The 13,536-nt window shown below is 70.3% G+C and carries 11 protein-coding genes; 8 read left to right on the forward strand and 3 right to left on the reverse strand.

Annotated features, from left to right (window positions below):
- Positions 1-3 precede the first annotated feature (3 nt).
- Positions 4-960: an NAD(P)-dependent oxidoreductase gene (locus tag ACI3EY_RS15000; RefSeq protein ID WP_405040952.1), complete on the reverse strand. Its 957-nt coding sequence runs from the start codon at positions 958-960 to the stop codon at positions 4-6.
- Positions 961-1,016: 56 nt separating this feature from the next.
- Complete coding sequence (locus ACI3EY_RS15005) at positions 1,017-1,805, reverse strand: IclR family transcriptional regulator (RefSeq protein ID WP_405040953.1); 789 nt, start codon at positions 1,803-1,805, stop codon at positions 1,017-1,019.
- Positions 1,806-2,002: 197 nt separating this feature from the next.
- Here ACI3EY_RS15005 and ACI3EY_RS15010 point away from each other — a divergent pair, with 197 nt between their 5' ends.
- The 8 genes from ACI3EY_RS15010 to ACI3EY_RS15045 all read left to right on the forward strand — a co-directional run bounded on the left by ACI3EY_RS15010 (position 2,003) and on the right by ACI3EY_RS15045 (position 12,593).
- Positions 2,003-2,800: an aldo/keto reductase gene (locus tag ACI3EY_RS15010; RefSeq protein WP_405040954.1), complete on the forward strand. Its 798-nt coding sequence runs from the start codon at positions 2,003-2,005 to the stop codon at positions 2,798-2,800.
- A 38-nt stretch (positions 2,801-2,838) separates the two neighbouring features.
- The gene (locus tag ACI3EY_RS15015; protein WP_405040955.1) at positions 2,839-4,575 is read left to right on the forward strand and encodes a dihydroxyacetone kinase family protein; all 1,737 of its coding nucleotides are present in this window, start codon (positions 2,839-2,841) and stop codon (positions 4,573-4,575) included.
- A gap of 233 nt (positions 4,576-4,808) precedes the next feature.
- The gene (locus tag ACI3EY_RS15020) at positions 4,809-6,317 is read left to right on the forward strand and encodes an ABC transporter substrate-binding protein (protein ID WP_405040956.1); all 1,509 of its coding nucleotides are present in this window, start codon (positions 4,809-4,811) and stop codon (positions 6,315-6,317) included.
- Positions 6,318-6,382: 65 nt separating this feature from the next.
- Positions 6,383-7,318, forward strand: coding sequence for an ABC transporter permease (locus ACI3EY_RS15025; RefSeq protein ID WP_405040957.1), 936 nt, complete (start codon positions 6,383-6,385; stop codon positions 7,316-7,318).
- Positions 7,315-9,300 carry a dipeptide/oligopeptide/nickel ABC transporter permease/ATP-binding protein gene (locus ACI3EY_RS15030; protein ID WP_405040958.1) on the forward strand — a complete coding sequence of 662 codons (1,986 nt, stop codon included), beginning with the start codon at positions 7,315-7,317 and terminating at the stop codon, positions 9,298-9,300. The genes ACI3EY_RS15025 and ACI3EY_RS15030 overlap by 4 nt, the downstream gene beginning before the upstream one ends.
- The gene (locus tag ACI3EY_RS15035) at positions 9,297-10,463 is read left to right on the forward strand and encodes an oligopeptide/dipeptide ABC transporter ATP-binding protein (RefSeq protein WP_405040959.1); all 1,167 of its coding nucleotides are present in this window, start codon (positions 9,297-9,299) and stop codon (positions 10,461-10,463) included. The genes ACI3EY_RS15030 and ACI3EY_RS15035 overlap by 4 nt, the downstream gene beginning before the upstream one ends.
- Positions 10,464-10,503: 40 nt before the next feature.
- Positions 10,504-11,277, forward strand: a complete 774-nt coding sequence (locus tag ACI3EY_RS15040) for an RraA family protein (protein WP_405040960.1) — start codon at positions 10,504-10,506, stop codon at positions 11,275-11,277.
- A gap of 32 nt (positions 11,278-11,309) precedes the next feature.
- On the forward strand, positions 11,310-12,593 hold the full coding sequence (locus tag ACI3EY_RS15045; protein ID WP_405040961.1) for a mandelate racemase/muconate lactonizing enzyme family protein: 1,284 nt from the start codon (positions 11,310-11,312) through the stop codon (positions 12,591-12,593).
- 101 nt (positions 12,594-12,694) lie between these two features.
- On the opposite strand, the gene ACI3EY_RS15050 is transcribed toward ACI3EY_RS15045, so the two are convergent.
- Positions 12,695-13,525: a DeoR/GlpR family DNA-binding transcription regulator gene (locus ACI3EY_RS15050; RefSeq protein ID WP_405040962.1), complete on the reverse strand. Its 831-nt coding sequence runs from the start codon at positions 13,523-13,525 to the stop codon at positions 12,695-12,697.
- Positions 13,526-13,536 lie beyond the last annotated feature (11 nt).

Raw genomic sequence — 13,536 nt, forward strand, 5'->3', positions numbered from 1 at the left:
CCGTCATGTCGCCCGCGACGCAGGGACGGCGTTGCGCAACGGTCGGTCCTGCAGCACCGCCGCGAGGTTGCTCTCGATGAGCTCCTCGGCGCCGACCGGGCGTCCCCCCGCCGAGTGCGGGGTGATCCACAGGTTCGGGGCCTCCCACAGTGCCGCGGACGACGGGAGCGGTTCGACGCTCGCGACGTCGAGGGCGGCACCGGCCAGCCTCCCGGTTGCCAGAGCCTCCACCAACGCCTCCTCGTCCACCGTGCTCCCGCGACCGACGTTCACGAGGTAGGCGTGCTCGGGCAGCCGCGCGAGACGCGGACCGTCCAGGGCTCGATCGGAGGAGGGCGAGCTCGGCAGGATCATGATGAGGATGTCCGTCCGTCCCAGCTCGTCGTCCAGGTCCTCAGGGCCGACGACCACGACGCCGCCGCGCACACCTGGCGAGCGCGCGGCCCCCCGGACGGTGGCACCGAGTCCCTGCAGGAGCCCGGCCAGCCGTTGACCGATGTGCCCGAAGCCCCAGATGACGACGTTGCTGCCGAGGAGGGAGGTCACCGGGCCCCGATCCGGCCGCAAGGGCTGCGCCCCACCCAGCTCGGGGGCCCAGCGGCGCTCCTGCTGCGCCTGAGCGGTCGACGCCAGACGCCGGACCAGGGCGAGGGTGAGCGTCAGGGCGTGCTCCGCGACGGGGCCGTCATGCAGCCCGGCCCCGGTGGCGATGCGCACCGAGGGCCGGAAGCCCGCCGCGAGCACCGAGTCGGCGCCCGCTCCCAGGCTCTGCACCCAGAGGAGCTGCTCCATGTGCGGGGCGGCCTCGGCGAGGTCGGCCCGCGAGCTGCCCCAGACGACCAGGGCCTCGGCGTCCCGGTGCTCCTCGGGAACCGGCGCCGTCGCGTCATACCGGACCGCTGTGACGTGGTCGGGCAGGTGCGGGTCCAGGGGCAGCGAGTCGGGCAGCAGCAGTTTCACAGGTCATCCTCGGAGGTGGTGGGTGCGCCACGTGGGCCAGTGGGGGTGGGTGGTGCTCAGAGCGTCGCGGTGATCTCTCGGGCGGCATGGACGACGGCCGCTCCGTAGGCCTCCTCCTGGCCCCTGATCCGGAAGGTGGGCCCGGACAGGCATACGGCGGCCAGCGGTTCACCGCTCTCGTCCAGGATGGGAGCGGCGAATCGCGAGACCTCGTCGCCACGGTCGTAGCCCGCCCACCCCCGCTCCTTGGCGCCGTCGAGCTCGGCGAGGATCTCGGTGAGCTCGACCGAGCTGAAGGACGTTCCGCCGGCGTCGGCGGAGAGCCTCAGCGCATCCACCCGGGCCTCGTGGTCCAGGAGGCAGAGGGCTGCCCGGCCGGCCGCGGTCTCGTGGATGAGTCGCTGGGTGGTCGAGAGCGTCGAGCGGACCACCTGGGAGGAGGGGATGTAGTCGACGAAGACCATGTAGCCCTGGTCCAGGGTGGCGAGGTGGACCTCCTCGTCGAACTCCGCGTGCAGCGACTCCAGGTGCGGGCGCGCGGCGACCAGCAGGTCGGCTACGTTGGAGTACCCCTGGGAGAGCGTGGTCAGCTTGCCCGTGAGCCGGTAGCGGCGATAGCCGTCCTGCCGCACGTAGCCCGCCTCGCGCAGGATCGCGAGGGTCCGCGAGACCGTCGACTTCTCCAGCCCGGTCCGGGAGGCGACCTCGCCCACGCTGACCCCGGTGCGGTTCGGGGACTCCGCCACGCACTCGAGGACACCGAGGCCCCGGAGCAGCATGTTCGCCTTGGGAAGCAGGTCGGCGACGGCGTTCGTGAGGGCTGGGCTGGTGGTGTGCGTGACCATTTGACATCCCCGGGGCTCGTAGGTACGTTCCATCCTACCTGACAGAACGCCGTTGCACCACCTGCAACAAGTCAGTTCACTCACGCCATCACGGGAGCTGGTGCTCGATGTCCATGGAGATAGCCGATCATGCCAAGCCGGGCAGCTCGCCCGGTCAGCAGCGGGTCCCGCTCGCTGACGGGAACAGCATCCCACCGGTGGGACTGGGGGTCCTGCGCGTGGGCTCCGCGGATGCCGCGGCCAACGTACGGACGGCTGTCGAGGCGGGATACCGCTCGATCGACACGGCAGCGGCCTACGGCAACGAACGTGGTGTCGGTCAGGGGCTGCGCGAGTCCGGCGTGCCCCGTGAGGAGATCTTCCTGACCACCAAGGTGTGGAACACCTGCCACGGTGCCACGCGGACGCGGGCTGCGATGGACCGCAGCCTGGAGCGTCTGGGTGTCGACTTCGTCGACCTCTACCTCATCCACTGGCCGATGGCCCATCTCGGGCTGATCGAGGAGACCTGGGACACCCTGGTGCAGCTGCAGCAGGAGGGCAAGACGCGCTCCATCGGTGTCTCCAACTTCCTCGTCGAGCACCTCGAGCTGCTCCGCACGTCGTCGGACCACCAGCCGGTCGTCAACCAGATCGAGCTGCACCCGTGGATGCAGCAGCACGAGCTCCGCCGCTATCACCAGGAGCACGACATCCGGACCGAGGCATGGAGCCCGCTGGGGCAGGGCAAGCTGCTGGACGAGCCGCTCCTGGCCGAGATCGGCGCACGGGTCGGTCGCACCCCGGCCCAGGTCATCCTTCGGTGGCACCTGGATCTCGGGCACGTCGTGATCCCGAAGTCCTCCCACCCCGACCGCATCCGGCAGAACCTGGCGGTCACCGACTTCGAGCTGAGCGAGGCGGACCACCAGCTCCTGGCGGACATGAACCGGGATCACCGGATCGGCAGTCACCCGCACCGGCCGCCCACCAACGGGCTTCCTGAGGATGACTGAGACCGTCCCCTCCTGCCGCCTCGACATCGGAGACACCTGTGACGCACCTGGCTAACGACCCCGCAGACTTCGCCGCCGAGGCGCTGGAGGGCTTCGCCGCGCTCCACCCGGACCTGGTCCAGGCGGTGCCCGGGGGCGTCATCCGGGCCACGCCGCCACGAGCGGGACACGTGGCGCTGGTGCTCGGGGGTGGATCCGGTCACCACCCCGCCTTCGCCGGTTGGGTCGGTCCAGGGATGGGTCATGGGGCCGTCTGCGGAAACATCTTCTCCTCGCCGTCCGAGTCGCAGGTGCTGTCCGTCGCCCGCGCCGCCGAGGCCGGTGGCGGGGTCCTCTTCGTCCCGATCAACTACGCGGGGGACATCCTGCACTTCGGTGCGGCGCGCGAGGCCCTGGAGGGCGACGAGGTGCCGGCCCGGCTGGTGGCGGTCACCGATGACATCGCCTCGGGGGGCCCTGCGGAGCGCCACCAGCGGCGTGGCATCGCGGGCAGCTTCCTCGTGGTGAAGGTCCTGGCTGCCGCCGCTGACTCCGGGATGGCGCTCGACCCGCTCGCCGACCTCGCGGTGCGGGTCAACGACGCCACCCGTTCGTTGGGTGTCGCCTTCTCCGGGTGCACCCTGCCCGGTGCCGACCAGGCACTGTTCTCCGTGCCCAGCGGGCAGATGGCCGTCGGTCTGGGCATCCACGGCGAGCCGGGACTGTCCCACCAGGAGCTCGGGACGGCGCAGGACGTGGCCGACCTCCTCGTCGACGGACTGACGGCCGACCGGCCGATCAGCACCGGGGGAGCGGTCGCCGTCCTCGTCAACGGTCTGGGTGCCACCACCCCGGACGAGCTGTACCTCGTCGCGGCGCGGGTGCAGTCCCGGTTGGTCGCAGCCGGGGCGCGGGTGGTGGCGCCGGTCGTGGGCAGCCTCGTCACGAGCATGGACATGGCCGGGGTCTCCGTGTCGCTGCTGGACCTGGACGAGGAGACTGAGTCCTACTGGCTGGCGCCCGCGCATACCTCCTCCTTCTGGCGCGCCGAGACGGGATCGTCGACACCCCCGGTGTCGGCGTCCACGAGCACGGACGTCGACCCCCGCGCCGCTTCTGCCGGGACGGACAGGGGTATGCGGCCCGATGTCACCGCGCCCGCCGACCCCCGGTCGGTCGCGGCGGCGGGGTGGGCGCACGAGGCGCTCGGGCGGGCGGTGAGCGCGGTGGAGGCCCAGGAGGCCGAGCTGGGCGCCCTCGACGCCGTGGCCGGGGACGGCGACCATGGAGCAGGGATGGTGCGGGGCGCGCGAGCAGCTCACCAGGCCATGGGGGCAGGCGTCGCTGACGGCGCCGGTCTGGGCACCGCCCTGCACCGGGCGGGCACCGCCTGGTCCGACGTGGCCGGAGGCACCTCGGGTGCCTTGTGGGGCGCCGGCCTCCGTGCCTCGGGGGACAGCCTCGGAGACGACGCCGAGCCCACCGCCGGCCAGGTCCTCGACGCGGTGCAGGCCTTCCTCGACGCGGTGCAGTCCAGGGGCGGGGCCCAGCTGGGTGACAAGACGATGGTGGACGCACTGGTGCCGTTCGTCGAGCACCTGCGCCACGAGCTCGACCGGGGGAGCTCCCTGCGCGAGGCGTGGTCCGCGGCCGCCGACGCGGCGACGCGGGCCGCGCAGGCGACGGCGGACCACGCCGCGCGGACCGGGCGCTCGCGTACGCACGGGGACGCATCGATCGGCACCCCGGACCCGGGTGCGGTCTCCCTCGCGCTGATCGTGGGATCAGCGAACTAGTTGTTGCATCTCATGCATATACGTTGCATGGGATGCTACGATAGGCATGTTGTGGCAATGAAGGCACAGAGCGGGCAGAGGTTGCCCGTCTCGACGACAAGGTCCACGGACGGTCGCCTTCGAGCAAGGTCTGACCGACGTCCTGCCGGGGCGTCCCTACAAGAGGACACGTCATGAAGTCAACGAAGAGTTCATCGCAGCTGTCTCGTCCGAGGCGCTCAGGGGCGGTCGCCGTGGCCGCCGCCATGGCCCTGGTGGTCTCCGCGTGCAGCGGTGGCGGGGAAGAGCAGGGGGCGTCGACCGCGGAGTCGACCTCCTCGGTCTCCATCGGGTATGCCTTCGCGCCCGAGACGTACGACCCGATGTACGCGATCGCCGGGGCACAGGTCAGTGCGCACATGCACGCGCTCTACGGCTCCCTGATCGAGCGCGACGCCGACGGGGTGGAGCGGCCCGGCATGGCGGAGTCCTGGGAGTGGGAGGACGCACAGACGCTGCGCTTCACCCTGCGCCCGGGGATGACGTTCACCGACGGTGAGCCGTACGACGCCGAAGCGGTGAAGACCTGGCTGGACTACGGCCGCGAGGCGGACGACACGCCCTACCGCAACCTCGACGCCATCGACGAGGTGGTCGTGGAGGACGAGCTCACGGTGCGTCTGGACCTGAGCAGGCCCGACCCCCGGCTGACCAAGTTCTTCGTGGGGCACATGGGGGCGGTCCCCAGCCCGGCCGCGTTGGAGTCCGGCGACCTGGGGACCAACCCGGTCGGCGCGGGCCCGTACACCCTGGACGCCGGCCGGACCGTGACGGACAGCACCTACACCTACGTCAAGAACCCGGACTACTGGGACGCCGACAGCTTCGACTTCGACGAGCTGGTCATCAACGTGTACACCGACCCGCAGGCGATGTACAACGCCCTGGTCTCGGGCCAGGTGGACGTCGGGTACGGCGGTGGCAACAACTACGAGGCCGCGCAGACGACCGACCTGTCCATCTTCGCCCAGCCGCAGAACGCGAACGGTATCGCGCTCTACGACCGGGAGGGCGAGAACGTCCCGGCCTTCGCCAGCCTCGAGGTGCGTCAGGCGATGAACATGGCCATCGACCGCGAGACCATCATGGACACGGTCTTCCAGGGCCAGGGCGTCCCCAGCTCCCTCACCTTCACCCCGGGCAGCGGGCCCGGCTACGTCGAGGACCTGCTGGACTTCTACCCCTACGACCCCGACGAGGCGCGCCGGCTGCTGGCCGAGGCCGGCTACGAGGACGGCTTCTCGTTCGATGCCGTGACGCTCACCAAGGACCAGCCGATGGCGGAGGCCATCGCGGGGTACCTCGGGGAGGTGGGGATCGAGATGAACCTGATCGTCCGGCCTCCGGGGGAGACGGCGAACACCGACATCGGCAAGTACGACGCGGCAGCCGTCGCCCAAGGGCTGGCCGACTCCTTCGCCACCCCGCCCGCACTCTGGTTGGGGCCGGCCACCGCCACCAACCAGCGGGGGCACGAGGTCCCCGAGATCCGCGACCTCTACGAGGAGGCCGTCACCACGACGGGTGACGAGCAGGTCGCCCTGATGGAGGAGATCGCCGAGGTCTCCGTGGAGGGTGCCTACAACCTGACGCTGGGTTACGTGAACTCGCTGACGTACTACGACGAGGAGGCGGTGACCGACATCATGGTCCTGCCCGGCCACGGCGGCCCGTACATCCTCGAGGGGCTGAACCAGCCCTGACGGCAGCTCGGTAGGTCGGGGGCCTCGCGCCCCCGACCTGCCGATCCCAGAAAGCGACGGATGCAATGCGCTATATCGCCAAGCGGCTCCTGTATGCCCTGCCGATGCTCTTCGGGGTCTCGGCCCTGGCCTTCTTCCTGCTCAACCTGCTCCCCACCGACATCGCCGACTCCCGCGCCGGGGAGGACGCCACACCGGAGACGATCGCCGCCATCCGCGAGAGCTTCGGACTGAACCGTCCGGTGGTCGAACGGTATGCCGAGTGGGTGTTCAGCGCGCTGAGGGGCGACCTGGGGGTCTCGTGGCACAACGGCCAGCCGGTGCTGGACAGCATCGTCGCGAGCGCTCCGGTCACGCTGTCGATGGTGGTGCTGTCGCTGGTGCTCTCCCTGCTGATCGGCGTGCCGATCGGTGTCATCGCTGCGGTGAGGGGCGGGTTCCTGGACCGGATCCTGGTCAGCGGGACGGTCCTGGCGCTGGCCGTGCCGAACTTCTGGTTGGCCCTGCTGCTGGTGCTCGCCTTCTCGCTCACCCTCGACGTGCTGCCGGCGACCGGGTACGTCCCCCTCGCCGAGGACCCACAGCTGTGGGCCCTGCACCTCGTGCTCCCGGTGATCGCGGTGGCGACGGTCTCCATCTCGGCCATCGCGCGCCAGACCCGTTCCGCGATGCTCGAGAACCTCGGCCGGGACTACGTGCGCACCCTGCGGGCCAACGGGCTGAGCGAGAACTCGGTGCTCTACCGGCACGTCCTGAAGAACTCCGGTGTGCCGGTGCTGACCACGCTCGGCATCCAGTTCGTCAACCTGTCCGGCGGATCGATCATCGTGGAACAGGTCTTCGCCGTGCCCGGACTGGGGCAGCTGACGATGACCGCCCTTGCCCGTAACGACCTTCCTGTGGTGCTCGGGGTTCTCCTGGTGACCGCGGTGGCGGTGGTTGTCATCAACCTGGCCGTCGACCTTCTCAACTCCGTCGTCAACCCCAAGGTGAGGGCATGAGCGTCGAACAGACCGGGACCCCCGAGGACAGCCGAGTCGTGCGCCAGCGCCGGCGCAGCGGTACGGCAGCACGTCTGCTCCGACGACCAGGTGCTGTGGCCTGCCTCGCCTGGATCCTCCTGGTCGTCGTCCTCAGCGTGGTGTACCGCACCCTGGACATCGGTGAGCCGCTGCAGCAGGACCTGGCGAGGTCGTACCAGAACCCCAGCGCCGAGCACTGGCTGGGCACGGACATGCTCGGCCGGGACGTCCTGGCCAGGCTGCTGTACGGCGGGTGGGAGACGCTGCTGAGTGCCGGCTTCGCGGTGGCCATCGCCATCGGTCTGGGAACGGCGCTCGGGCTGGTGGCCGGCTACGCCGGCGGGACCGTCGACGCGGTGATCAGCTGGATCCAGGACATCCTCATCACGCTGCCCACGATCCTCGTCCTGCTCGCCGTGGCGACGGTGCTGGGCAACAACATCTGGGCGGCCATGATGGTGCTGGGGTTGTTGATGTCGGCCGCCTTCATCCGCCTGGTCCGCGCCTCGACCCAGGCCGTCCGCGAGGAGCTGTACGTGGATGCGGCCAAGGTCGCCGGACTGTCGACGGGGCGCATCCTGTCCCGGCACGTGCTGCCCAACGCGCTGGGTCCGGTGATGATCCAGGGGTCGGCCGCGCTGGGGACCGCGCTGGTGGTCCAGGCCGGCCTGGGGTTCCTGGGGCTGGGCGCTCCGCCGCCGGTGCCGCACTGGGGAGGCATGATCTCCGAGGCAGCCAGCGCGATCAACGTCCACCCGTGGCTGCTGGCCCCGGCCGGCGTGATGATCGTCATCACCGTCCTGGCCCTCAACCTTCTCGGGGACTACCTGCGCGACGCGATGTATGCCTCTCGCTCGACGTCGCCGGACGCCTCGCAGGCCCGCACACGATCTGCGCGGGCAGGGACGGCGGCTCCGCAGGCGGTGGCGACGGACGACCGCGATCTCCTGCTGGACGTGCAGGACCTGTCCGTCTCGTTCCCCGGTGAGGACGGACCGGTTCCCGTCGTCGGTGGCGTCTCGTTCTCGATGAGGCGTGGGGAAGTCATCGGTCTGGTGGGAGAGTCCGGCTGCGGCAAGACGATGACGGGGCTGGCCCTCATCGGGCTGGTCCCGGAGCCGGGAAGCGTGGATGGCCGGATCCGCATCGCCGGTGGCTCGACCGAGTCGGCCCCGCGCAGCTTCCGTGACCTCCGTGGCCGCACGGTCGCGCTGATCTCCCAGGAACCGATGGTCGCGCTGGACCCGGCCTTCACCGTGGGCAGCCTGATGATCGAGGTGCTGCGGGGTCACGGCCACGACAGGTCGTCCGCCCGTGCCCGTGCACGGGAGCTGCTCGCCCTGGTCGGGATCCCCCGCGTCGAGGACGTGCTCACCTCCTACCCTCACCAGCTGTCCGGAGGGATGGCCCAACGGGTCGCCATCGCGCTGGCGATCAGCGGCGAGCCCGACCTTCTCATCGCCGACGAGCCGACCACCGCGCTCGACGTCACCGTGCAGGCCGAGATCCTCGACCTGCTGCGGGACCTGCAGCAGCGGCTGGGGATGGGGCTGCTCCTCATCACCCACGACCTCGGGGTGATCGCCGACATCTGCTCCCGGGTGATCGTCATGTATGCCGGTCAGATCGTCGAGGAGGCCCCGGTCGACGACCTCTTCGACAACCCCCAGATGCCCTACACCCAGGCCCTGATGACGTCCACGCCGTTGCTGGGCGTCGAGCAGGAGCTCAGCGGGATCCCCGGCACCGTCCCGTTGCCCAGCGCCTGGCCGCAGCACTGCCGGTTCGCCGCACGGTGCTCCTTCGCCACCGACGTGTGCCGGGCCGGGCCGATCCCTCTGGAACCGGTGCACCCGGCCCACTCGGTGCGCTGCGTGCGTTCGCAGGATCTGGACCTCTCCCCGGTGATGGCGTCGGCAGGGGCCGTCACCGACACGTCGCGACGAGCAGGTGACCGATGAGTACCCCCACGACCTCCCGACACGATGCCGGGCCGGCAGGAACGGCCGGGCAGACCGGAGATGCGCCCGAGGCGCTCCTCACGATCGAGGGACTCGCGGTCGACTACCGCGTCCGTCGGCGTCGCACCTTCCGCGCCGTCGACGGCGTCAGCCTCAGCGTGGCCCCCGGCGAGACCGTCGGGCTGGTGGGCGAGTCCGGCTCCGGGAAGTCGACGATCGGGCGGGCGGTGCTCGGTCTGGCGCCGGCCACGGAGGGGTCCATCCGCTTCGAGGGGCATGAGATCACCGGCCTGTCCCGCCGTCGCCGGGCCGAGCTCGCCCAGGACCTCCAGGTGGTCTTCCAGGATCCCTACAGCTCGTTGAACCCGGCCATGACGATCGGGCAGATCCTCAGCGAACCGCTGCAGGCCAGCGGTCGGCACAGCGCGGGCGAGGCTCGGCAGGTCATCGGACGGCTCCTGGACCGGGTCGCCCTGCCCGCCGACGCTGCCGACCGGTACCCAGGCTCCTTCTCCGGCGGGCAGCGACAACGCATCGCCATCGCCCGGGCCCTGTCGATCGGCGCCAGGTTGATCGTCTGCGACGAGAGCGTGAGCGCCCTGGACGTGTCCACCCAGGCACAGATCCTGCTGCTCCTCCAGGAGCTGCAGGCGGAGCTCGGTGTCGCCTACCTGTTCATCTCCCACGACATCGCGGTCATCAACCACCTCGCGGACCGGGTCGTGGTGCTCTACCGCGGCCAGGTCATGGAGTCCGGTCCCGCCGCTCAGGTGTGCTCGGCTCCGCTGCATCCCTACACCAGGGTCCTGCTCGACGCGGTCCCGGTGCCGCACCCGCAGCTGCAGCGCCGTAAGCGCGAGGAACGTCAGCTCGCGCGGGCCGGCTCCGGCGTGGACGTGAGAACCGACTCCGACACCGACGCGGGCGCGGACAGCTGCCCGTTCGCCTCCCGGTGTCCGTTCGTCGCCGACGTCTGCCGCGAGCAACGCCCTCGGACGATCCAGGTGGACGCGGTCGGCGTCCAGTGCCATCTCTACGACGAGACCTCCGGACACCCACGTGCCGGTATCACCGTCGGTCCCGCCTCGGGCCCGGCGTTCACACCATCGGAGGACCGGATCACATCCGATGCTGCCCAAGATAAGAGGACCCATGCAGATTGAACCCGCTGAATCCGTCATGACGGCGCTGACTCCACGGTGGGTGGGCGAGCGATTCCCCGGAGGACGTCCGCGCGTCAGCGACGAGGTGCTGGACCGGTTGCGCGGCATCACGGTGGAGCAGGCCTGGAAGCCGATGAAGCACGCCGGCTACCACCACCAGTTCGCCGACGGGTGGCGCGAGACGAACCCGGGCCACTCGTTCGTCGGCCGTGCGGTCACCGCTCAGTTCCTCCCGTTCAGGCCCGACTTCGACGAGGTCATCCTCGAAGCCGGACGGCAGGAGCAGCGTTCCGGTGGCGAGGTCGTCAAGCAGAACTGGTGGGTGGTCGAGAGCCTCGAGCACAACGACGTGATGGTGGTCGACCTCTTCGGGAAGATCGAGCACGGCACCTTCGTCGGGGACAACCTGGCCACGGCCGTGTCCACCCGGACGGGGACCGGCGCCATCATCCAGGGCGGGATCCGCGACGCCCAGGGCATCGCGGAGATCACGACGATCAACATCCTCCACCAGGGCTCGCACCCCACGGGCATCGGTGACGTGACCATCGCCGGGCTGAACGTGCCCGTGCGCCTGGGCGGTGTGACGGTCCTGCCGGGTGACGTGATCCTCGCGACGTCGGCAGGGGTCAGTGTCATTCCGCCGCACCTGGCGGAGACCGTCGCCGCCCACGCGGAGGGAACGCAGATGCGCGACATCTTCGGCAAGTCGCGTCTCGCCGACCGCGTCTACACCAGCGCCGAGATCGACATACCGGAGTGGAGCCACGAGGTCGAGTCGGACTTCCAGCAGTGGCTCCTCGCCCGCCGATGACCGCCCACACCGACAACGAAGGTAGGAACAACATGACTGAGCTCGGGCTCGAGAACCGTCTCAACACCGGTGCCAGGTCCAGTGACCTGAGGATCACCGACGTGCGCGTCGCGGAGCTGTCCGGCGTGCCGATGCGGCACACGATCATCAGGATCGACACGAACCAGGGCGTCACCGGCTGGGGTGAGGCCCGGGACCAGTCCAGCGTCAACTACGTCCTGATGCTCAAGAGCAGGTTGCTCGGTGAGAACCCGTGCAACGTCGAGAAGGTGTTCCGGAAGATCCGTCAGTTCGGTGGCCCGGGGCGCCAGGGCGGCGGGGTGTCCGGGGTCGAGATGGCGTTGCTCGACCTCGCCGGCAAGGCCTACGACGTGCCGGCCTGGCTGCTCGCCGGGGGCAAGTACCGCGACGAGATCCTCGTCTACGCCGACACCCAGGAGCAGAGCGACCCCGAAGCCATGGGTGCCAAGCTCCTGGAGCGCCAGCGCCAGGGCTTCCAGATGGTGAAGATGGACGTCGGACTCTCCCTGCTGTGGGATGTGCCCGGCGCGGTGATCGCCCGGCCGGTCGAGCGGACCCGGCACCCCAAGGACCTGCCCTTCACCATGCACCCGTTCACCGGGACCCACATCACCCAGCTGGGCGTGGAGTACATCGCCGACTACGTCGCCAGGGTCAGGGAGGTCGTCGGCTACGAGCTGCCGATCGCTGCCGACCACTTCGGCTACATGGACGTCGACTCCTGCATCCGGCTGGCCCGCGCCCTCGAGCCGTTCTCGCTGGAGTGGCTCGAGGACCTGATCCCGTGGCAGTACACCCAGCAGTGGCGGCAGCTGACCGAGTCCATCGCGACCCCCACCTGCACCGGGGAGGACATCTATCTCGCCGAGGGCTTCAAGCCCCTGCTGGATGCCCAGGCCATCAGGGTGGCTCACCCCGACCCGGCCTCGGCCGGCGGCATCCTGGAGACCAAGAAGATCGGGGACCTGGCGCAGGGGTACGGCGTCCCGATGGCACTGCACCTCGCTGCGACCCCCATCGCCACGATGGCCAGTGTGGCGATCGGAGCCGTGACCGAGAACTTCCTCGCCCTGGAGTTCCACGCCGCCGACGTGCCCGGGTGGGCCGACCTGGTGACCGGGCTCCCGGAGGGAATCCTCAAGGACGGGCACATCGCCGTGCCGGACGGTCCCGGCCTCGGCTTCACCGGCATCAACGAGGAGGCCATGCGCGCCAGGCTCCACCCGCAGAGCCAGTGGTTCGCTGACACCTCCTCCTGGGACGGGGACTGGAGCTATGACCGGCAGTGGGGGTGAGTGCTCCATCCGGTGACGGATGTAGTGCTGTGTGACGGTGCTGTGGCCGGCCCGGCGTGATCAGCCGGGCCGGCCCAGGGGCATGAGGTCAGGGAGTCGCCTCACGTCGAGGCGACGACGACCTCCACGTCAGCCGCCCGCAGCGCCTCGGCGAGCCGCTGCGGCGGCTCCGCGTCGGTGACCAGCACGTCGATGACCCCCAGGCCCCCGAGGGTGATGGCCCTGTCGACCTCGAACTTGGAGTGGTCGGCGGCCAGGATGACGGTCTCGCTGCGCTCGATGAGGTCCTCGCGGATGGCGGTCTCACCCAGGTCGAAGTAGGTGATACCGCGGTCGGCGGAGACGCCGCCGCAGCCGAGCACCAGCTTCGTGAGGTTGAGCTCGCGTCGGTGGACGAGCGGTCCTCCGTCGACGAGGGACCCTTCGCGGGTCACGATCCCCCCGAGCAGCACGCATCTGCTGGGCGAGGTCTGGAAGGCCAGCGCGGCGTGCAGCGACGTGGTCACCGCCGTCAGTCCTTCGCGCAGAGCGAGCTGGTGGGCGACAGCGGTGCAGGTGCTCCCGACGTCGATGCCCACCACATCACCGTCCTGGACCAGCCCCGCGACGGCCTGGGCGATGCCCGTCTTCTCGGCCGGCATCACCTCGGAGCGGGCCGTCGGGGAGGCGCGGACGGTCGCGCCCCCGTGCACCCGCCGCAGCAGGCCGACGCGGTCGAGATGAGAGAGGTCCCGCCGCACCGTCATCTGGGAGACGCCCAGGTCGGCGGCGAGCCGACGCACGTCGACTTCCCCGGCCGAGCGGACGGCCTCCAGGATGTGCGAGCGACGCTGGTCGGCCGGGAGGCTGCCTGAGCCGCGACCGGTCTGGGTCTGCAGATCGGTGATGGTTGCCTCCAGGAACGAGGGAGCGACGGTCGGTGTCGGGTGCACACTACCGCTCG

The sequence above is a fragment of the Serinicoccus shuyuelongi genome (genome assembly GCF_045032955.1).
In the GTDB taxonomy this organism is placed as follows: domain Bacteria; phylum Actinomycetota; class Actinomycetes; order Actinomycetales; family Dermatophilaceae; genus Ornithinicoccus.